This is a genomic window from Faecalicoccus acidiformans (genome assembly GCF_014202635.1).
Lineage (GTDB): Bacteria > Bacillota_I > Bacilli_A > Erysipelotrichales > Erysipelotrichaceae > Faecalicoccus > Faecalicoccus acidiformans.
The window spans coordinates 41,190-62,463 of the sequence record NZ_JACHHD010000003.1 but is presented as its reverse complement, the minus strand read 5'-3'; the positions used below and the strand labels follow the sequence as shown (position 1 = coordinate 62,463).

General features: G+C 42.6%; 21 protein-coding genes. 15 read left to right on the top strand and 6 right to left on the bottom strand.

Annotated elements, in window-relative coordinates; translation table 11 throughout:
* The first annotated feature begins 44 nt into the window (after positions 1–44).
* Positions 45–1,862: a glutamine--fructose-6-phosphate transaminase (isomerizing) gene (gene glmS / locus HNQ43_RS02130; RefSeq protein ID WP_183374318.1), complete on the top strand. Its 1,818-nt coding sequence runs from the start codon at positions 45–47 to the stop codon at positions 1,860–1,862.
* 107 nt (positions 1,863–1,969) lie between these two features.
* Here glmS and HNQ43_RS02125 read toward each other — a convergent pair whose 3' ends face one another.
* Together HNQ43_RS02125 and HNQ43_RS02120 are read right to left on the bottom strand one after the other, a co-directional pair.
* Positions 1,970–2,353 (bottom strand): type II toxin-antitoxin system HicB family antitoxin, encoded by a 384-nt coding sequence (locus HNQ43_RS02125; protein WP_425321249.1) that lies wholly within the window; start codon positions 2,351–2,353, stop codon positions 1,970–1,972.
* 103 nt (positions 2,354–2,456) lie between these two features.
* Positions 2,457–3,017 carry a DUF5662 family protein gene (locus HNQ43_RS02120; protein WP_183374316.1) on the bottom strand — a complete coding sequence of 187 codons (561 nt, stop codon included), beginning with the start codon at positions 3,015–3,017 and terminating at the stop codon, positions 2,457–2,459.
* A gap of 79 nt (positions 3,018–3,096) precedes the next feature.
* Here HNQ43_RS02120 and HNQ43_RS02115 point away from each other — a divergent pair, with 79 nt between their 5' ends.
* Genes HNQ43_RS02115 through HNQ43_RS02105 form a run of 3 tightly spaced genes read left to right on the top strand, consistent with a single transcriptional unit; the run spans position 3,097 to position 6,626 of the window.
* Entirely contained in the window at positions 3,097–4,794 is a 1,698-nt protein-coding gene (locus HNQ43_RS02115) for a M3 family oligoendopeptidase (protein ID WP_183374314.1), read from the top strand.
* On the top strand, positions 4,791–5,246 hold the full coding sequence (locus HNQ43_RS02110; protein WP_183374312.1) for a pyridoxamine 5'-phosphate oxidase family protein: 456 nt from the start codon (positions 4,791–4,793) through the stop codon (positions 5,244–5,246). The genes HNQ43_RS02115 and HNQ43_RS02110 overlap by 4 nt, the downstream gene beginning before the upstream one ends.
* A gap of 21 nt (positions 5,247–5,267) precedes the next feature.
* A complete protein-coding gene (locus HNQ43_RS02105; RefSeq protein ID WP_183374310.1) occupies positions 5,268–6,626 on the top strand; it encodes an MATE family efflux transporter in 1,359 nt (452 codons plus the stop codon).
* A gap of 21 nt (positions 6,627–6,647) precedes the next feature.
* On the opposite strand, the gene HNQ43_RS02100 is transcribed toward HNQ43_RS02105, so the two are convergent.
* Positions 6,648–7,055 carry a putative toxin-antitoxin system toxin component, PIN family gene (locus HNQ43_RS02100; protein WP_183374308.1) on the bottom strand — a complete coding sequence of 136 codons (408 nt, stop codon included), beginning with the start codon at positions 7,053–7,055 and terminating at the stop codon, positions 6,648–6,650.
* A complete protein-coding gene (locus HNQ43_RS02095) occupies positions 7,052–7,321 on the bottom strand; it encodes an AbrB/MazE/SpoVT family DNA-binding domain-containing protein (protein ID WP_183374306.1) in 270 nt (89 codons plus the stop codon). Before HNQ43_RS02095 ends, HNQ43_RS02100 begins: the two co-directional genes overlap by 4 nt.
* A 120-nt stretch (positions 7,322–7,441) precedes the next feature.
* On the opposite strand from HNQ43_RS02095, the gene HNQ43_RS02090 reads away from it, so the two are divergent.
* Positions 7,442–8,389, top strand: coding sequence for a class I mannose-6-phosphate isomerase (locus tag HNQ43_RS02090; protein WP_183374304.1), 948 nt, complete (start codon positions 7,442–7,444; stop codon positions 8,387–8,389).
* Between the two features lie 217 nt (positions 8,390–8,606).
* Here HNQ43_RS02090 and HNQ43_RS02085 read toward each other — a convergent pair whose 3' ends face one another.
* Positions 8,607–9,230, bottom strand: coding sequence for a lactate utilization protein (locus HNQ43_RS02085; RefSeq protein ID WP_183374302.1), 624 nt, complete (start codon positions 9,228–9,230; stop codon positions 8,607–8,609).
* A gap of 89 nt (positions 9,231–9,319) precedes the next feature.
* On the opposite strand from HNQ43_RS02085, the gene HNQ43_RS02080 reads away from it, so the two are divergent.
* The 4 genes from HNQ43_RS02080 (at position 9,320) to nagB (ending at position 14,536) form a co-directional block, all read left to right on the top strand.
* A complete protein-coding gene (locus HNQ43_RS02080) occupies positions 9,320–9,616 on the top strand; it encodes a metal-sensing transcriptional repressor (RefSeq protein ID WP_183374300.1) in 297 nt (98 codons plus the stop codon).
* 10 nt (positions 9,617–9,626) lie between these two features.
* Complete coding sequence (locus tag HNQ43_RS02075; RefSeq protein WP_183374298.1) at positions 9,627–12,164, top strand: heavy metal translocating P-type ATPase; 2,538 nt, start codon at positions 9,627–9,629, stop codon at positions 12,162–12,164.
* A gap of 83 nt (positions 12,165–12,247) precedes the next feature.
* Positions 12,248–13,717, top strand: coding sequence for a 4-alpha-glucanotransferase (gene malQ, locus HNQ43_RS02070; RefSeq protein WP_183374296.1), 1,470 nt, complete (start codon positions 12,248–12,250; stop codon positions 13,715–13,717).
* A 57-nt stretch (positions 13,718–13,774) separates the two neighbouring features.
* Positions 13,775–14,536 (top strand): glucosamine-6-phosphate deaminase, encoded by a 762-nt coding sequence (nagB, locus tag HNQ43_RS02065; RefSeq protein ID WP_183374294.1) that lies wholly within the window; start codon positions 13,775–13,777, stop codon positions 14,534–14,536.
* A 246-nt stretch (positions 14,537–14,782) separates the two neighbouring features.
* On the opposite strand, the gene HNQ43_RS02060 is transcribed toward nagB, so the two are convergent.
* Entirely contained in the window at positions 14,783–14,923 is a 141-nt protein-coding gene (locus tag HNQ43_RS02060) for a hypothetical protein (RefSeq protein ID WP_183374292.1), read from the bottom strand.
* A gap of 268 nt (positions 14,924–15,191) precedes the next feature.
* Here HNQ43_RS02060 and HNQ43_RS02055 point away from each other — a divergent pair, with 268 nt between their 5' ends.
* The 6 genes from HNQ43_RS02055 to HNQ43_RS02030 all read left to right on the top strand — a co-directional run bounded on the left by HNQ43_RS02055 (position 15,192) and on the right by HNQ43_RS02030 (position 21,222).
* Positions 15,192–15,725, top strand: a complete 534-nt coding sequence (locus HNQ43_RS02055) for a helix-turn-helix domain-containing protein (RefSeq protein WP_183374290.1) — start codon at positions 15,192–15,194, stop codon at positions 15,723–15,725.
* 21 nt (positions 15,726–15,746) lie between these two features.
* On the top strand, positions 15,747–17,327 hold the full coding sequence (locus HNQ43_RS02050; protein WP_183374288.1) for an ABC transporter ATP-binding protein: 1,581 nt from the start codon (positions 15,747–15,749) through the stop codon (positions 17,325–17,327).
* On the top strand, positions 17,328–18,161 hold the full coding sequence (locus HNQ43_RS02045) for an ABC transporter permease (RefSeq protein ID WP_239461058.1): 834 nt from the start codon (positions 17,328–17,330) through the stop codon (positions 18,159–18,161).
* Positions 18,158–18,964, top strand: coding sequence for an ABC transporter permease (locus tag HNQ43_RS02040; protein WP_183374286.1), 807 nt, complete (start codon positions 18,158–18,160; stop codon positions 18,962–18,964). The genes HNQ43_RS02045 and HNQ43_RS02040 overlap by 4 nt, the downstream gene beginning before the upstream one ends.
* The gene (locus HNQ43_RS02035) at positions 18,945–20,030 is read left to right on the top strand and encodes an ABC transporter substrate-binding protein (RefSeq protein ID WP_183374285.1); all 1,086 of its coding nucleotides are present in this window, start codon (positions 18,945–18,947) and stop codon (positions 20,028–20,030) included. The genes HNQ43_RS02040 and HNQ43_RS02035 overlap by 20 nt, the downstream gene beginning before the upstream one ends.
* Positions 20,031–20,094: 64 nt before the next feature.
* Positions 20,095–21,222, top strand: a complete 1,128-nt coding sequence (locus HNQ43_RS02030) for a PTS sugar transporter subunit IIC (RefSeq protein WP_183374283.1) — start codon at positions 20,095–20,097, stop codon at positions 21,220–21,222.
* Positions 21,223–21,274: the final 52 nt, after the last annotated feature.

Genomic DNA, 21,274 nt, shown 5'->3' with positions numbered 1-21,274 from the left:
ATTCGGTATCCTCCATGAACAAAGAAAGTGGAGGATTTTTTATCATGTGTGGAATTACCGGTTTTACGGGTAAAGAAGAAGCTTTACCCTTTTTGATGCAGGGCTTGGAAAAGCTGGAGTACCGCGGATACGATTCGGCGGGCGTGACTTTGGTGGATAAAAACGGGTTGTATACGATCAAGACCAAAGGCCGCCTGAAAGATTTGGAAAATTTGCTGACAAATCAAGAGCATTCGCAAACGACAGGCATTGGACATACGCGCTGGGCGACGCATGGCGTTCCCAGCAACCTTAATTCGCATCCGCACACGAATGCGGACAACACGATCTCAATCGTTCATAATGGGATCATCGAGAATTATCAGGCGATCAAAGAAGAACTGCTGCGGCAGGGCTATCCGTTTGTCTCTCAGACAGATAGCGAAGTCATCGTGCATCTGATCGATTATTACAACCAGGGCGATCTGGTCCAGGCCTTACAGAAAGCGGTACGTTATTTGGAGGGCAGTTTTGCGCTTTGTGTGGTTTCAACACAATGTCCCGATCAAATCATTGTGGCCAAAAAAGAAAGCCCGATGATCTTAGGAAAGTCGGATCAAGGAACTTTTTGTGCCAGTGATATTCCGGCGGTTTTAGCCTATACCAAAGATATCTTGAGTCTGGAAGATGGTCAGATTGCCATCTTGAAGCCGGAGGATATCCAAGTATTGGATTTTCAGGGAGAAGTCCAGGCACAAAACTGGAGTCATGTTCCTTATGATCTGCAGGCGGCCCAAAAAGGCGGCTATGACACGTTTATGGAAAAGGAGATCCATGAACAGCCGTATGTGATCAAAGAAACTTTGCGGGGACGCTTAGGTATTTCGAATGTGGTTTTGCCGGAACTCGATCAGGCAAAGATCGATTGGAAAACGATCGAACGAGTTTATTTCATCGCTTGCGGGACGGCGTATAATGCTTCAATGTATGCCCAGGATCTGTTTCGGACATGGATGCCTAAAATGCCAAGTTTTGCCTTGGCAGCCAGTGAATTCCGGTATGGGGATTATTATGTTGATGAAAACACGATCTGCATCTTTGTATCACAATCCGGAGAGACAGCCGATACCTTGGCAGCCTTGAATCTGGCCAAGGAACAAAGAGCGCATACCATTTCGGTGGTCAATGTCCTGGATTCTTCTTTGGCCCGCAAAAGCGAAGTCACGCTGTATACGTGTGCCGGACCGGAGATTGCGGTTGCGAGCACCAAGGCGTATACGACCCAGCTGGTTTTATTGGTTTGTCTGGTCTTGGGATTGGTCCAACATTGGAAGGAAACGATCCCGCAAATCCAAGAGATCGTAAAAGATCTAGATCGCATGCCGGAAATCATCGAAACGATCTTAAAAGAAGACTCGACACTGCAAGAATATGCCAAGCTTTTAAAAGATAAACACGATGCTTATTTTATCGGACGGCGGCTCGATTACTATAGTGTTGCCGAGGGAGCCTTGAAATTAAAAGAGATCTCGTATGTGCATGCCGATGCCTATATGGCCGGAGAACTCAAACACGGGCCGATCGCATTGATCGAACCGGGAACGGTCGTGGTAGCCTTGGCAACGCAGGAAGAAGTCGCCGCCAAGACAATCTCCAATATTGAAGAAACGATGGCCAGAGGTGCCACGGTGATCTTGATCACCTTTCAAAACCAGGACACCTCTAAATTTGATCGTGTGATCCGGATCCCGGCGATCCATCCGCTTTTAACGGCAATCCCGGCAGCGGTGCTGCTGCAGATGTTTGCCTATCATGCGGCATGCATCAAGGGTTGCGATGTGGATAAACCGCGAAACCTTGCCAAATCAGTAACCGTAGAATAAAAGAAAAAGCGATTGATTCAAAAGTTTCAATCGCTTTTCTCTTTAACATATCCAAGGACATACGAAAAATATGTAACCGCGCATATTTTCCATAGAAAAAATATGCATCAATACATATTTTTCGACTTTTTGGCATACAAAGCATCGTTTTTTGATAAAAGATAGACGCAGTACTGATTCATGCTGATGCCTTCTTCTTTGGCGTGTTCAGCTAAAGAACGATGTAAACTTTTGGGAATCCGTAGTTTGAATTGTCCAGAATAATAATCTAGATTATTGGGTTCCGGAATTGAGAGTCCTTCCTCTAATGCAGCTAAGATCCATTCTTTTTTCGCATCTTGTGCATTATGGAGCGCACTTTCGATGGTTTCGCCGCTGGTGATACAGCCAGGCAAATCTGGAAAAGAAATGACATAGCCACCTTCATCAAAATCTTCGAAAATGACCATTCGATAGAACTGATTTAAGTATTCTTCCATCGTTTTCATCATGATTTTTTCCTCGCTTTCTATTGCTTTTTGAAGTTCGTCCGCATTATAAATGGTATCGTATTTGGTGTCAAATGATGTTAGAGTTCTTATAAAAAAATGGACTTTAGTGTCCATTGTTGATAATTTGATATCCTTTTCTCTTTACGGTATTTCGAATATAATCGATCGTTTGATCCAATCCATGGTCTGCCAGGGTTGTTAATAGATGTAGGATCAGCTTGTCGGTATCCGGGTGGATCATGATGCGGTCTCGTCCCTGGAGATAGTAATCCAGGGCGCTGCGGTCGGTATATTGATCTTTTTGATAGATCATGCTGGCGGCAACGCGATCACAAAACATTTCGATCACATAGTTGACGGGCATACGCACAGGATGCACGCCTTGGGGGCCGTTATCGAGCCAATATTCCCAATGGTGTTTGTTTCTTCCTTTGTGGTGAAGCCAGCTCAAAGAATATCCAATCTCTTCTTTTTGGGCATCGATGGGAGAACGAAATCCCTGATAGTATTGGAATCCAGTCTTTAATTCAGTCCAGGAATACTTGCTGAGATCGTGCAAGAAGCCTTGTTTATAAAGATGACAGCGAAAACAGAGCTTGGTAACCTCTGCTTTATGTTTATTGATGGTTTTTAAATGGCCTTTGATCTTAGAAAGAGAGGTCATGGGATCACTTCCTTTTGACGTTTTTTATTCTAGCACAAAGTGTTAGAATGATACCATTGAAACCCAGGGAGGAATTTTCATGAAATTTGCGGACTATATTTATCATCATCCGGATGTAGAAACCTTAAAAAAAGAAATTCAGACGATCGAGAAACAGCTTCAGGAAGCTTCTGATTTTGAATCGTTCTGGAATGCGTTTATGTCCTTTGATGCCTTGAATCAACATTTGTCTACGGATCTGAATCTTTGTGAGATCCGGCATACGATCAATACCAAAGATTCGTATTACAAACAAGAAGAAGATTATCTCAATGAGATCTTGCCGATCGTTCAGGAAGATCTGGTTCGTGTCGGGAATGTGATCTTGGAAAGTCCTTATCGAAAAGAACTGGAAAAGAAGATCCCGCAAACGTATTTTTGGGCCAAAGAACTGGAAAAGAAATGTTTTTCACCGGAAGTGATCGAAGATCTGCAAATCGAAAACAAAGCTTCCAGTGCTTATCAACAGCTTGTGGCCGGTGCTCAGGTGGAATTTGAAGGAAACACGTATACACTTTCGCAATTGGAACCTTTGATGAAAAGTAAAGACCGATCGCTGCGTAAACGAGCTACGAAAGCTTACTGGGGCTGGTTTGAAGAGAATGAAGAAGAACTGGCTTCGATTTTTGATACGTTGGTCAAGACAAGAGACCGGATTGCCAAAAAATTGGGATACGAAAACTTTATCGGCTGCGGATATGACCGCATGTATCGTTTTGACTATGATCAAAAGGATGTCGAAACGTACCGTCAACAAGTTTTAAAGACGGTGGTTCCTTTAAATAACAGACTTTATGAAAGGCAGAAAAACCGATTGGGTGTCGATCGTTTGATGGCGTGGGATGAAAAAGTGGAATTTGTGAGCGGCAACCCTAAGCCCAAACACGATCGCCAAACGATGGTTCAGCTGGCTTTACAGATGTATCGGGAATTGTCTGTGGAAACCGGTGAGTTCTTTGCGTATATGATCGATCATGATCTGATGGATCTGGACAGTAAACCGGGAAAGGCGGCCGGCGGCTATTGTACGTATCTCAATGATTATGATGCCCCGTTTATCTTTGCGAATTTCAATCAGACCAGCGGTGACGTTGAGGTCCTGACCCATGAAGCGGGACATGCCTATCAGGCCTATTCGTCCAAAGATATCGTTCCGATGGAATGTATTTGGCCCACCAGTGAAAGTGCGGAGATCCATTCGATGTCGATGGAATTTTTGACCTATCCATGGATGAAAAACTTCTTTTTGGAAGATACGCAAAAGTTTATCTTCGATCATTTGAGCGGTGCTGTTAAATTCTTGCCGTATGGAGTGCTGGTCGATCATTTCCAGCACGAAGTCTATGCCCACCCCGAAAAAGATCATACCTGGCGTATGCAGACATGGAGAGAGCTGGAAAAACAATACTTACCGCATAAAGACTATGAAGAAATTGAACTCTTAGAAAGAGGCGGCTGGTGGATGCGGCAGCTGCACATCTTTATGGATCCTTTCTATTATATTGATTATACGCTGGCACAAGTCTGTGCATTACAATTCTGGGCCAGAGCACAGAAAAAAGACCCGGATACATTCCAGGATTATCAGCGGATCTGTAAGTTAGGCGGAAGCCTTCCGTTCAAACAGATCGTAAACCAGGCGCATCTTAAAGATCCTTTTGAAGAAGGGTGTCTGGATGAAACAATCCAAGAAGTCTCTGCGGCTCTGGATTCAATCACAGATGAGGAACTTTCATGAGAAGGGCCAGACAACAGCTTTCATCTATCGAATGTGAAAGGATCCTATATCAAAATACATCGGGCATCTTATCTCTTTGTGGCAAGGATCGGCAGCCTTATGGGGTCCCGTTAAGTTATGCGTATGCGGATCATCGGATCTTTTTCCACATTGCGAAAAGCGGTCATAAACTGGATTTGATCCAGGAGAATCCCAAGGCATCGTTTACGGTGATCGACCAGGATCATGTATTGCCGGAAGCTTTCACGACAAAGTATAAAAGCGTGATCGTTCAGGGAAAACTATGGATTGCCAAGGTTCCCTTAAAACGAGAAGGGCTGATCAAGCTGAGTGAAAAATACAGTCCGGGAATCGATCCCGATCCGGAAATCAAACGGTATGGGGATCAATGTGAGGTTTTAGTTTTAGAAATCGAAACTTGTACCGGAAAACAAGCAAAAGAATATTTGTAGTGATAGAATTGAAAGAAGAATATGCAAAACGACACACTTTCCAGATTACGCAATGGGGAAGCCTTAAATTTATCGCAGCAGATCAAGATGATCTTGTTGTTGGCGATCCCTGCCATATTATCGCAGATCTCCAGTACGGCGATGCAGTATATCGATGCCAGTATGGTGGGAAGTCTGGGCGCCCAGGCTTCTGCCAGCATTGGTTTAGTCTCCAGTACGACATGGATGTTTGGTGGTGTAAGTTTTGCGATCATTACCGGCTTTACTGTTCAGGTAGCCCATGCGATCGGAGCTAAAAATTTTGTGCGCGCCCGCAATATTATGAAGCAGGGCTTCTTGTTTGGCGAGGGGTTTGCGTTGGTTTTGGCGGTGGTTGGCGCCGGAATTTCTTCCTTTTTACCAGGATGGTTAGGGGGAACACCAGAGATCTTACAGAATGCCTTTTTGTACTTTCTGGTCTTTGCCTTGTTTCTTCCTTTTCAACAATTGAATTATTTGGCCACAGGGATGCTGCAGGCATCGGGGAATATGAAGGTTCCCAGCATCTTGAATATCTTGATGTGTATTTTGGATGTGTTCTTTAATATGTTCTTTATTTTTTATCTGGATCTGGGGGTCATGGGCGCCAGTATTGGAACGGGTTGTTCGCAGCTGGTAGTTTCTTTACTGATGTGCGGCTTTCTCTTTTTCAAAAGTGAGTTTTTACATCTTCGTAAAGAGGAAAAATTCCACTGGGATAAAGAGATTTTTTCTCAAGCCTTACGAATCGGACTTCCGGTCGGTTTAGATCGGCTGGTCACCAGCAGTGCCTATGTGGCCTTCACGCGAATTGTTTCTCCATTAGGAACGATTGCGATTGCGGCCAACAGTTTTGGTATCACGGCCGAAAGTCTTTGTTATATGCCGGGTTATGGGGTGCAAAGTGCGGCCATTACTTTGATTGGTCAAAGCATTGGCGCTAAGCGTAAAGATCTGACTTTTCGCTTAGGGGTGCTGACGACATTCTTAGGAACGGGACTGATGACTTGTTCGGGATTGTTTATGTATTTTGGTTCGCCATTGATGATGCATCTTTTGAGTCCGGATGCTCAGATCGTCGCTTTAGGGGTACAGATCCTTCGCATTGAGGCTTTTGCCGAACCGATGTATGGTGCCAGTATCGTGGTGGCCGGCGTTCTTCAAGGAGCTGGAGATACTTTATCTTCTTCGCTGATGAATCTTGTCAGCATGTGGTGTGTCCGTATTCCTCTGGCGGCCATTTTGGCAGGAACTTACGGTTTACCGGGTGTCTGGTTTGCGATGGCCTTAGAATTGAATGTGCGCGGGATCTTATTCTTGATTCGTCTGTTTCGTAGGAAATGGATGAGAAAGCTAGCCTGATCCACAAAACAACTCCCCTGTTTAAACAGGGGAGTTTAAAAATTCATGAGGTGCCAAAATTCTTGGATAAAGAATTCCAGATTCCAGAAAGTCTTTGTCGCCAGTTAATAAAACATCTGCGTTTGCGTGTAAAGCAGCACGCAAAATAGGTCTATCATTTTTATCACGAACTTTATCTTCAAGAGGATTCTTTTTCAAAGGTACAGGTACAATTTCTAAAGAAATGCAAGATATAGACAAAAATTGATTAAGAACATCCAACTTGTGAGGAAACTTCTTGGCAAAAACTCGTTTAAGTTCATCTATTGTTTGTTCACAAATTAAACCGTGATTTGGATATGTAACAGCTTTTATATAAGCAAAATATGGAACACTGTTTACGTTGAGTGCAGCTGAAATAATGATATTAGTATCAATTAGAACTCTCATTCTTTATCGTTTCTGATTTCTTTTACAAGATCGATGATTTCTCGCTCAGATGTCAATCCTGTTTTATCAGCTTCTTGCGAAAGTTCTTGTTGCAGCATCTGCATGGCGTAAACAGCGGAATTAACGAGCCGGACACTTTTGCCCTCAACTATAAAAGTCACTCGGTCTCCATTCGATACACCTAATACATCTCGTACATCTTTTGGAATCGTGATTTGACCTTTTGCCATGACCTTGGCATTGTCAATAAATGCATTAGAAAACATAGATTTACACCACCTTTCAAAAGTAGGGAAATCCCTACTTTTATTATAAATAATTGATTATTTATATACAATGATTTTTATAAGCTTTAAAATGATTTATATAAAAGGCGGTGGGTATTTATGAAGAAAATAGTAAAAATCGAGCCTTATTATGAACCGAGAATGTGGGGCGGAGGATCGAGATTGCGCAATGAATTTCATTATGTGACTGAAGTGGTACCACTAGGAGAAGTCTATAATGTAGTGGCTTTGCCTCATCATGCGGATTGTTTCGTACCGAAAATGAATTGTACTTTGTCTGAATTATATGATCATTATCCGGAATGGTTTGAATGTGAAACACCAGAGTTGCCTATTCGTGTCAATATTTTAGATCCGATGGAGGATCTATCCATTCAAATCCATCCTGATGATGATTTCGCAAGGCAATATAATAAGGGGCGCGGCAAACCGGAAGCTTGGGTTATTTTAGATGCTCCTGAAGAAGGATATATTGAATTTGGACATTATGCTCAAAATAAAGAAGAGTTTATTCGCTGGGCAGAACAAAAAGAATGGCAAAAGCTCCTTCGTTATCTTAAAACACCAGTGGGCGGTTTTATTGATATACCGGCAGGGACTTTGCATGCGATTGGCAAAGGCGTATTAACCTACAATATTTCCAGGAATGCGGATTGTACACTACGGCTTTATGACTATGATCGGGTTGATCCAGATACAGGAAAGAAAAGACCTATTCAACCTGAGGCTGTCTTTGAAAATGTTAATATACCAGATCGATTGATATCGTTTCTAATGTTTCCGTCGGCAACGGAGTGGGGATGTAAAGTGACGCGTTATTGGGATGAGCCGGGATTGTATACATTAATGCGAATTCAAACAGAAGATCGAGGGCGGTTTTTGCATGATCGCTTTGCGTTCTATACTTGTGTAAAAGGATCTGGTATGGTCAATGATATCAAGGTTGAACAGGGCGAAACCATCTTGGTTCCTGCTCATACCGGATGGCTAGAGTTCCAGGGCAACATGGATCTTTTTTTGGCCAGTTATCGGAATGAGAATAGTTAAGGATACTTTTATTAAAATTTATGATAATTCGAAAAAACTATATCATGAATCAAATAGTATTGATCTTTGATATAAATTCGTCCATGTATTTCTTATTTTATAGAAGAAGTAACGTAAAATTTGAAAATTAACATAAAATAGGTTACTACAAAAAAAGTGTGATACAAGGATAGAAAAAGGCCCAATCTATTGTTGATTGGGTCTTTGTGGCGTTGGATCAATATCCTAGTTCTTCGCCGACCAGGATCACATGAATGCGTCCGGCTTGGCCGCTTCTTCTTGTGACAAGGATCTGATTACAGATACAGTCGGGTTCCAGACAATTCATGCATCGTCCAAAGCGGGCACAAGGAGTATCTTTGTGCAGTCTTGTCGTGTTGGGAGGGGTTGCCATATTGCGGACGCGGGCGATGCCGCTTGGAATATCGGTAACGACTTTGTTCATGCCGGCAATCACTAAAACGTGTTCTGGTCCGAAACAAAGATAACAGATACGATTGGCGGTGCCGTCAATATTGATCAGTTCGCCATCCAGAGTGATCGCATTGGCGCTCATCAAAAACCAGTCGGCATTAAAGATCTTGGTCGCCTGTTCTTTTTTGTCTCCCTGCATGCGGTCGATGGCATCATAGTTTTTGTCCTTTACGGTTTGGATCAAGCCGATTTCTTCCATGGTCATGGAGCCGCCCCAGCCAATGGAGCTATTTTCCGGAATCAGTTCTAAAGCTTTGGCCAAGGCTTCTTCTTTAGTAGCGCAATAATAACCGCTCATATTTCGTTTTTCTAAATTTGCGATGATCGTTTTAGCGGTATTTTGAAAAGAAATTTGTTTGGGATTCATAGTGTTCCTCCTTTTTTGTTTTCATTGTATCATGCATTTTGCTTGTTTTATACCTATTAGGGGTATAATATGTATGTGGTGGTGATTTTATGAATGAATTAAAAAAACAGTATAAACATATGCCAAGAGATGAAAAAGAAGTGCGAAATATGAAGAGTCGGCTGCATCGTATGGTGGGGCAGCTTAACGGTATTGAAAAGATGTTGGATGATGGCCGTTACTGTGGAGATATCTTGATTCAGATATCGGCGATCGAGAGTGCTCTGCAGGCTTTAGGATATATGGTCTTGCAGGATCATCTGGAGACTTGTGTTCGAGAAAAAGTCAAAGAAGACGACAAGGAAGTCATGAAGGAAGTTTTGACTTTGATCAGGAAATTAAAATAGAGGTGATACGATGGAAAAGCAGTTTGATGTCACGGGGATGACTTGTGCAGCTTGCCAAGCCAATGTCACAAGAGCTGTTTCCAAACTGGAGGGTGTAGAAGATGTCGATGTTTCTTTATTGTCGAATTCGATGAAGGTTACCTTTGATGATTCTAAAGTCGACAGTCAAATGATCTGCCAGGTTGTTTCCAAGATTGGTTATGGAGCTAGTGAAAAAGGGGCTAAGCAAGAAAGGTCTTCTTTTCAAAAGGAATGGAATGATCGGCAGTCAAAAGCGCAAAAGGAACAAAGATCTTCTTTTGTGCGGCTGATGACTTCCGTTGGGTTGTTGATTCCTTTGATGTTGATCGCTATGGGTCCGATGATGGGACTTCCGATTTTATCGGGCGAACAAAATGCGATGATATCGGCTTTGAGTCAGGTCTTGTTGGCTACGCTGATCCTATTCATTCAGCGTCATTTCTTTATTCATGGTTTTCAATCGCTGATCCATAGAGCCCCTAACATGGATTCTTTGGTTGCGATTGGATCGGGGGCCAGTTATCTGTATGGGCTTTATGCGGTCTACCAGATGGCTTATGGCTTTGGTTATGGTCATATGGAGATGGTTCATCATTCGATGCATGCGATGTATTTTGAATCGGCAGCCATGATCGTGACTTTGGTCAGTGTGGGTAAATATTTGGAATCGCGCTCTAAGAAAAAGACGGGAGATGCATTGGATAAACTGGTGGATCTTACGCCTAAGATGGCCAGTGTGATCCGAGGTGGTGTCGAGATTCTGATTCCGGCTGAAGAACTGGTCAAAGGAGATCGAATCGTCATTCGTCCTGGTGACCGAATTCCGGCGGATGGGACGGTAGTCTCAGGAAACGGGGTTGTGGACCAAAGTGCGATCACCGGGGAAAGTATTCCTGTGGATAAGGAAGCGGGAGATGTGGTTCTTTCGGCTACCTTGAATCAAAATGGATCCTTTGTTTTTGAAGCTTCAAAGGTGGGGGAAGAATCGACGCTGGCGCAAATCATTCAGTTAGTGGATGAGGCGGGAAACTCTAAGGCACCGATTGCTCGTATTGCGGATAAGGTGGCAGGGATCTTTGTGCCGGTCGTGATCGGAATCGCGGTTTTGACAGGCGTGATCTGGATCCTTCTGGGACAAAGTATTGAATTCAGCTTATCCAATGCGGTGGCGGTCTTGGTGATTTCGTGTCCTTGTGCGCTGGGGCTGGCTACACCGGTGGCCATTATGGTTTCTACCGGGAAAGCAGCCGAATATGGCATCTTGGTCAAAAGTGCAGCATCTTTAGAGAACTTGGCTCACATGGATACTATAGTATTGGATAAGACGGGAACGATCACAAGCGGAAAACCGAGTGTGCAGAAGGTTCTTTCTTTGGAAGAGGAAAAGGAATTCTTATCTTGGGCAGCTGGTTTGGAGGCTGGCAGCGGACATCCTCTGGGACAGGCTGTCGTAGAGTATGTCAAAGAGCGAAACATTGATTTTATGGCGATGGATTCATTTGAATCGGTAACTGGAAAAGGCATTAAAGCCAGCCGGCAAGGGCACACGTACCTGGCGGGCAATCAACGCTATTGCCAAGAAGAGGGCATTCTTTTGTCGCAGACCATGCTTGATGCGATGGATCAGGCATCGCGTTTGGGGTGGACGCCTCTGTTGTTTGCCAGAGATCAGAAGATACAGGGAATGATCAGCGTAGCGGATACAGTCAAAGAAACGAGTCGTGCTGCCATTCAGGAATTCAAGAAAAAGAATCTTCATGTGGTGATGTTGACGGGAGATAATGAAAATACGGCAAAGGCCATTGCACAGGATCTGCAGATCGATACGGTGATCAGTGATGTCTTGCCGGCCGATAAAGAGAGTGTGATCCGGGATCTGCAAGCGCAGGGACATAAAGTTATCATGGTGGGAGATGGCATCAATGATGCGCCGAGTCTGATGCGCTCTGATATAGGAATTGCCATTGGCAACGGAACCGATATCGCAGCAGACAGTGCGGATGTGATCTTAATGAAGAGTTCGCTTCTGGATGTCAATACGGCCATTGAATTGAGTCATAAAACCATTCGCAATATTCATATGAATCTGTTTTGGGCATTTTTCTATAATGCTTTAGGGATCCCTTTGGCGGCGGGCTTGTTTTATCCGTTTTTCGGATGGAGTTTATCGCCTATGATTGGCAGTGCTGCCATGTCATTGAGTTCGGTTTGTGTCTGTGCGAACGCCTTGCGATTGCGATGGTTTAGGCCAAGCGTTCAACTGGAGGATAAAATAGAGAAAAAAGAAAAAGTCATAGAGAAAAAGGAGGAAGAAAGTATGACAAAAACAATGAAAGTAGACGGCATGATGTGCCAGCATTGCGTGGCGCATGTCAAGAAAGCATTAGAGGGTGTAGAAGGAGTCAGACAGGTGGATGTTGATCTGGAATCAAAGAGTGCTTTGATTCATATGGATAAAGAAATCGATAATGATTGCTTGAATCGTGCAGTCGAAGAGGCTGGATATACGCCGATTTCGATCGAATAGGGGCAACTGCCCTTTTTCTTTTGAAAAAATGTTTAAATCCCCTGGAAATGTGCTAAAATTTTCGTGTTGAAAGGGGTTACAAAATGAAAAGAGAAGCAGGGATCTTATGCCCTATGTTTTCGGTACCCGGCAATCAGGGAATTGGGGACTTTGGCACAAAAACATTGAAAATGATTGATTGTATAGCGGATGCCGGATATAAAGTTTGGCAGATGCTGCCGCTGCAAGTAACGGGGTTTACCCACTCTCCTTATCAGAATCTCTCGAGTTTTGCGGGAGATCCCATCTATATCAACATTGACCGCTTGAGCGAAATGGGGTTAGTGACGCAGAGTTCAGTCATTAATTGTAACAAGTTTAAAAATCGTGTGGACTATGCTTTGGTCCGCGAATTTAAAGAAAAATATTTTGAACGGGCTTTTAAAGCGTTCAAAAAGGTTTTTGATGCGTACGAAGAAGAATATAATAATTTCTTGCGCGATGCTTTCTGGCTGGAGGATTGGGTCACGTTCCAGCTTTTTCATGAGCTGCATGACGGGGCCAGCTGGAACGAATGGGATGAAGAGTATCGAAACTATCCGGAAGAGCATGATTTGGATCTGTCGGATTACCAGGAGCGCATGGATTATTTGCGGTTTTTGCAGTTTATATTCTATAAACAGTTGAGTGAAATCGTGATGTATGCGCATTCCAAAGGATTGGAAATCATGGGGGATGTTCCTTTCTATGTAGATTATGACAGTGCGGATGTATGGGCCAACAAAGAGTTGTTTTTACTGGATGAAAAAGGAAAACCGGAATTTGTGGCGGGATGTCCACCGGACTATTTTAGTAAGACCGGGCAGCGCTGGGGGATGCCGATCTATGATTTTGAAGCGCAGGAAAAAGATGGATATCAGTTCTGGTGCCAAAGGGTTCACTGGACCAATCGTTTCTTTGACAAGATTCGCATTGATCATTTCCGCGCTTTTGACACATACTGGAAGATTCCGGCTGAGTGTCCGACGGCCATCGATGGCAAATGGATCTTGGGGCCTGCTGAAAAGCTTTTGGATGCGATCTTAAAGGCGTGTCCGGATGTGGAGCTGATTGCGGAAGATTTAGGAATGATTCGCAAGGAAGTAACGGAATTGGCAGATGCTTATAAAATTCCTGGCATGGAAGTGCTCTTGTTTAAAATGGAGGCAAAGCAGTTAAGAAAACCGATACCGCAGCATAAAGTTTTATATACAGGGACGCATGACAATGCCACGATCATGCAGGATTATGTCAATTATGACAACAATCGGCGGATCTCCTTGCGTCGGTTCTTTAAAAAACGTGGTTATGAGGAACGGGCTTTCTATGATATTGTTTGTCATTTTGCCTTGGACTCTGAAGCGGATCTGGTGATCTTGCCGATTTGGGATGTCTGTGGTTATAAAGAGGAGGCCAGAATCAATGCGCCGGGCACAGTGGGTGATCAAAACTGGACTTGGAAGTTAAAGGATTTTAAGACGTTTCCGGATGAGTTGATGAAAACGAAAACATGGATCGAACAAGCGGGTCGCTAAAGGCGGCCTTTTCTTTTGAAATCCAGTATAATAAAGATAGGAAAAGGCGGTGAAAACATGAAGATCACAGTATGTAAAGATTATGCACATCTCAGCAAGGTCATGGCGCAAAAAGTAGCAAAGCTCATCCGCCAGAAGCCGAATCTGGTATTTTGTTTGCCGGCGGGGAATTCTCCCATCGGGATGTTTAAGGAGCTTGTAAAAATGTATGAGGAAGGAAAGGTGGATTTTTCTAGACTTCGTACGTTTGATATGGATGAGTATGTGGGTTGCGGACCTGAGGATCCGCATAGTTTTGTCTATTTCTTTCATCATCATTTCTTTGATCATGTCAATATCAATATGGACAATGTAGAATACCCGGATGCATTAGCAGATGATTTGGATGCGATGTGTAAAAAGTATGCGCAGGATATCGTGGATGCCGGAGGATTGGATATTGCGATCACGGGGATTGGAGATGATGGACATATCGCTTTCAATGAACCGGGTGAGTATCTTTTGCCGAGAACGCATGTGGTAAAAATGGATGAAATGACGCGTAAACAGAACGCATCGGCATTTGAAGACCGCAAAGAAGGGGTACCGCGATATGCGATCACTACCGGGATGGAAGAACATATGAAGGCCAAACACTATTTTGTCGTTTGTTCGGGAGCGCATAAAGCACCGTTGTTGAAGAGGCTGTTTGAATCGGAGAAATTGGATCCTCAATTCCCGGTATCTTGGTTGCGTATGCATCCCAATGTGGAATTTGTCATCGATGAAGAAGCGGCAAAAGAGATTCCTAAGGATGTCTTGGAGTATTTTAGTAAGTAGATATAATATATAAGGAAGAGAAAAAGATGAGAAGAAATCAAAATTTGTATGATTTCTTCTTTTTGGCGCTTTAAATTCTAGCGGGGTGGAAACACCCCGCTGTGATTTTAAAGGTTCGATTTTATCTTGTTTCATTCTTTATGGTTTCATCTCATTTTTTGTATTTCCCTCTCTGTTTTCCTTTATGTTTAATTGGTTTTTTTATTTCTTTGACTGAATATCTTTGTTGATGATTCTGATGGTTGTTTAGTCAAAGTAAGGGCAGATGTGATTTCTTTTTTTGAGGATCAGTTTATAATCGCAATTTCCATTTGATGAGCGAATGGGTTCCAGGGATTCAACATCTTCTGGATTCAGATTTAATAGTTTAATGATATTCTTTTCCATTGACACCTCGTGACAGATAAAATCGAACGAATCAATTGTATCAAAGGTGAAATTGAGCAATGGCAAAACACCCCGTTCAAAATTTAAAGGAAGCAAAATAAAAACACCCCGCCAATTTAAAGGCAGGGTGTGACCCCGTTATAATTTAGAATATCTTTTTATGTTGATAAATATCAGAAATTGATTGCATTTATTTCAAGACCATGTATAATTGTCTTGTTTCTTTATATAAACTAAAAGTTTAGTGATAGAAAACCGGAGGGATGTTATGAAGATTGGATCGAAAATCAAAGATCTACGAATCAAAAATGGTTTGACCTTGGAAGAGCTGGCAAGCCGCAGTGAACTGACCAAGGGATTTTTATCACAGTTGGAACGAGATTTGACCTCTCCCAGCATCTCCACTTTGGAAGATATCTTAGAGGCTTTAGGAACGGATCTGAGTTCTTTCTTTGCATCGAGTCCGGATTGCCAGATCGTTTTTGGGAAAAACGACGTGTTTGTAGATGAACGCGAAGAGCATAAGGTGGAATGGATCGTACCGAATGCACAAAAAAATGATATGGAACCGATTCGAATCACAATTCATCCGGGCTGTTCCTCATTTACGATGAAATCCAATGAGGGCCAGGAATTCGGTTATGTCTTAACCGGAAAATTAGAACTGGTGATTGGTAAAAAAGTCTATCCGCTCAAGGCCAAAGAGACTTTTTATTTAGACGGTGAAAAGAACCACTTTGTTCGCAATGTCGGATCGAAAGATGCGGTCTTGTTGTGGGTGGCAGCACCGCCGATGTTTTAGGAAAGGAAAAGGGAATGGGTTATGGAACAAGAAAAGAATAAACTGATCCAGTTTAAACATATTGTCAAAGATTTTGACGGCCAGATCGTTTTAAAGGGAATCGATCTGGATATCTATGAAAATGAATTTGTGACCCTTTTAGGACCCAGCGGTTGCGGTAAGACAACTTTGCTTCGAATCTTAGGCGGTTTTTTAGAACCGACTGAAGGACAAGTCATCTTTGATGGACAGGATATTTTAAAATTGCCTCCGTATAAGCGCGAATTAAATACGGTCTTTCAAAAATATGCGTTATTTCCGCATATGAATGTTTACGACAACATCGCTTTTGGCTTGAAGATCAAAAAGATGTCCAAAGATATCATCGATCAGAAAGTTATGAAAATGCTGAAACTGATCAATTTGGAAGGATATGAAAAGAAAAATGTGACTTTGCTTTCGGGGGGTCAGCAGCAGCGTGTTGCGATTGCCCGTGCTTTAGTCAATGAACCATCTGTCCTTTTGTTGGATGAGCCGTTAGGAGCCTTAGATCTGAAGCTTCGAAAAGAAATGCAGTATGAGTTGAAACGTATCCAACAGGAAGTAGGAATCACCTTTATTTATGTAACACATGATCAGGAAGAAGCTTTGACGATGTCCGATAAGATCGTTGTGATGAAAGACGGGGAGATTCAACAGGCCGGCACACCACAAGATATCTACAATGAACCGGTAAACCGCTACGTCGCTAACTTTATCGGAGAATCCAATATCGTGCCAGGGCGCATGCTTCAAGATAAACTAGTCCGTTTTGATGATAAAACATTTGATTGTGTAGATGTAGGATTCAAAGAAAATGAACCCGTTGATGTCGTGATTCGCCCGGAAGATATCGATATTGTCGATGTGGAAAAGGGCAAGATGACGGGAACGGTAGAAAGTGTCTTGTTCAAAGGCGTTCATTATGAAGTGATGGTAGAAACAGTTCCTGGAACGCATGTTACCGTCAATATGCATGTGAAAAAAGATGAGAATATCTACAGCGAAGATCGCAAGGAAGCCATCAGTGCCAACGACTTCTATCTGGACTTGGAAGATATGAAAGATATCGACGAAAAAGAGATCATCGCCCGTGCGGATGCGCAAGCCTGGAATCCGGAAACGGAAGAATATATTTCAATCAAAGTTGATACTGATCTCAAAGAGGAGATCGGAGAATATGCTGTTACCTTCTCTACTAACTCCGGAACGAAGGTTACAAGAAAAATTTGGGTTGTGGATCAGCGCGTTGTTGAGAATAAAAAGGCGAATGAAGCTGTCAGTGCTTTTAACTTCTTTAAATCAAAAGATGAAATCTTAGAATCGCCAGCTTTGGATACGGATTTAAAAACTTGGGCCAATGCACAGGGATGGAAGCTGGATAATGAAGAAGAAGGCATCGATCTAAGCGTAGATTATGACTTTGATCCGGAAACGATAACGGAAGGAATTTACAAGGTTACTTTCTGGACAACAGGACGTGAATTTAAGATTCATACAACAGATTTTGTGGAAGAAGGCAAAGAGGTCGGTTTAACTTTCTTCCCGGAAGATATTCATGTTATGGAGAAGATGGAGTTTTAAATGAAACGTTTTTCACAATTGGCCATTCCGTATGTAGTTTGGGTTATTTTGATGATTTTGTTGCCAATGTTGTTGATATTGTTTTATGCGTTTACCACACAAGGAAACGAAATTATCAACTTTACCTTTACGTTTGACCATTTTATTCGTTTTTTTACCGACCATGACTTTTTATTGATTTTATGGAGATCTTTAGTTATTGCGTTTAAAACCACTGTGATTTGTGTGTTGTTAGGGTATCCGATTGCGTATTTTATTGCACGAAGTTCAGATCGGGTTCGAAATATCTTGGTACTGGCTATTACATTACCAACCTGGATCAATATGCTGGTGCGAACCTATTCCTGGATTGGCCTTCTTTCGGAAGGGGGCATTCTACAAAACTTGTTTGGATTGCAGGATACTGAGCTTCTTTATACAGAAGGGGCTGTACTGCTGGGGATGGTTTATAACTTTATTCCATTTATGATCTTGCAGATCAATACATCTCTTTGTAAGATGGATTCTTCATTGCTGGAAGCCAGTGCTGATCTTGGTGCCAATAAGCTGCAGACGTTTTTGCGCGTAACTTTCCCATTGTCGCTTTCCGGCGTGATCAGTGGAATTGCCTTGGTATTCTTACCGGCTGTAAGTTCCTTCTTTATTCCAAAACTGTTGGGAGGCGGACAGTTCTTCCTGATCGGTAATGTGATTGAAAACCAGTTTATTACGGTTGGTGAGTGGAACTTCGGTAGTGCCATTTCCATGATCATGGCCGTGATCATGATGCTTTGTATGTATCTGATCCGTCGTGTGGACGAGCATAATAACGGAGGGAGGCAGAAGAAGGCATGAAAAAAGAAAAACGCATTTTTGGTAAAGTGCTGATGGTACTTTCTTTATTGTTCTTCTACGTTCCGATTTTATATATGATCGTATTTTCTTTCAATTCAGGACGATCTTTGACGAATTTTGAAGGTTTCAGTCTTCGCTGGTATGAGCACATGTTACAAAATCGTGACATGATGGAATCACTTTATACAACGATTACGATTGCTTTGTTAGCAACAGTAGTATCAACGATTTTAGGAACCATCAGTGCCATCGGACTTTCAAAAAGCCGAAAGTTTCTACAAAAAATCATCTTACAGCTGAATGATTTCCCCATCATGAATCCAGAAATCGTGACCGCAATCGGATTTATGTTGTTGTTTATCACATTCCATGTTGAAAAAGGATATATGACGATGCTTTTAGCGCATATAGCCTTTTGTACGCCATATGTGATTTTAAGTGTCATGCCTAAAATTCGCTCATTAGATCCAAATTTGGCGGATGCGGCTATGGATTTAGGAGCTACACCGTGGCAGGCGTTGATCAAAGTGCTTGTACCGCAGATTATGCCGGGTATCGTTTCGGGAGCTTTGATCGCATTTACAATGTCGTTTGATGATTTCATCATTTCCTATTTTGTAACGGGTGGAGGCGTAAAAAACTTAAGTATTATGGTTTACACCATGAGCAAGCGCATCAATCCAAGCATCAATGCAATATCTACACTGGTTGTAGTATTGATAACGGTAGTCCTTGTGATTATCAATGTAGTACCTATGATTAAGGAGAGAAGGGAGAAAAAACATGAAAAAATTATTGGCTAGTGCCCTAGTGGGTGCCTTGGCACTGGGCATGACCGGATGTTCAGGATCCGGCGGGCAGGAACGTGAGTTCGAAGGACAGGAGCTTCATCTGTATAACTGGGGCGAATATATGGGAGAAAATTTAATCTCGGATTTTGAAGAACAGACAGGTGCCACTGTGAATGTGGATTACTTTGAATCCAATGAACAGATGTATATCAAGGTGGCCAATGGGGAATCTTTTGATGTTTTGGTTCCTAGCGACTATATGATCGAACGTTTGATTCAGGAAGATCTGCTTCAACCATTAGATAAGGATAAACTGACAAACCTGGATCAGTTATCGGATGGTGTCATGGGATTAGATTACGATCCAAATAATGATTACTCTATTCCTTATTTTTGGGGAACTGTAGGTATCGTTTACGATAAAACAAAGGTTAGTGAAGAAGATCTGGAAAAAGAAGGATACAACATTTTCCTGGATACAAAATATAAAGGGGATATTTATTTATATGATTCTGAACGAGACAGCTTTATGATGGCGTTAAAAGCATTGGGATATTCTATGAATACAACCAATGAAGCCGAGCTTCAGGAAGCGTATCAATGGCTGGTGGAATGTGTAGAAACCATGGAACCAGAAATCGTGACCGATGAGATCATTGACAATATGGCGCAGGGAAGAAAAGCTTTAGGATTGATCTATTCTGGAGATGCAGCCTATGTCATGTCAGAAAATGAAGACATGGGCTTCTATATGCCGGAAACAGGAACCAACTTATGGAGTGATGCCATGGTTATTCCTAAGAATGCGGAAAATCCGGAATTGGCACATGCGTTCATCGATTATGTATGTAATTATGATGCGGCAATGGATAACTCCAGCTATGTTGGATATACTTCGCCCAATGAAGAAGTTATGAATGAGTTAAGTGGTGAAGGTGGAGATTTTGAAGGGATCAATGCCTATATTCCACGTACCGGAAATGATCAGGACGAAGTGTTCAAGTATGATGAACAAACTCGTACAATCATTGCAGAGCTTTTCAGTAAAGTAAAAGTTGCTGCCAGCAACGCGGAATAAAGAGATAGACATTAAATGTTTATCTCTTTTTTTTCTATTTTGATTGCTGGTGTATAATAAAAATATGAAAAAGAAAATCAAAAAAGGAGTATCGGTACTTTTGGATGTTCTGGCATCGTGTTTGATGCCGCTGATTCCAATGTTGATTGCGGCCAGTTTATTTAAGACCATTGCGGCCATCATCGGACCCGATATGTTGGGACTGGTCGATGCCAAGGATGATCTCTATGTCTTGTTTAGCTTTGTGGGCGATGCCGGCTTCTATTTCTTCCCAATCATGATTGGCTACACGGCATCAAAACGTTTCGGCTGCAATCCGATCCTGGGCATGTTTCTAGGGGCAATCATGCTGCATCCGACATTTGTCGCTTTGGCCCAAGGCGAAGAAGCTTTTACTGTCTATGGTATTCCTTGTCATGTTCAAAATTATTCTTCATCGATCATTCCGATCATGTTGTCGGTCTTTGTTTTTTCATATGTTGAACGCTTCTTTGATAAACATATTCCAAAAGCTTTGTCGGCCGTGTTCTCACCCATGCTTGCCGTTGCTGTAATGCTGCCGATCATGCTTTGCGTATTAGGACCGATCGGTTCAATTGTCGGGGAATACATCAGTATCGGTTTGATCGCCTTAGGGAATATGGGCGGGATCATGACGGTCTTTGCCATGATGCTGATCGCTGCTTTATGGGAATATATTGTCATGGCCGGGATGCATTGGCTGTTTATCACCACGATTTTTATGATCATTGCCGATCAGGGGATGGAAACGGTCGTGGCTCCTTCGGTGTTGCTGGCGGCTTTTACCGTAGGGGGTATGTGTTTTGGGGCGGCGATGCGCCTTCACGACAAGGAACAAAGGGCACTAAGCATTTCTTATCTGATTGCTCAAATGATCGGCGGCGTGACGGAACCAGGTCTTTATGGAATCGGGGTACGTTATAAGCGACCTTTTATCGGAATGATGGCTGGAGGCCTGGCGGCGGGGCTCTTTGCGGCTATGGTTGGTTTGAAAGTATATAATTTCTTGCCGGTGGCCAGCTTCTTGGCCTTGTTAGGGTTTATCGGTCCGGAGCCGATGAATATTGTCTTTGCGATCATCGGGGCCCTTTTGTCTTTTGCGGTTTCTGCCATTGTGACCTATCTGTTAGGAATCGATGAATCGCTGACTGCAGAAAAAGTAGATACGTGATCTAAGATCCCAGAGGAAACCTTTGGGATCTTTGTATGTATTTGTTGTTTTG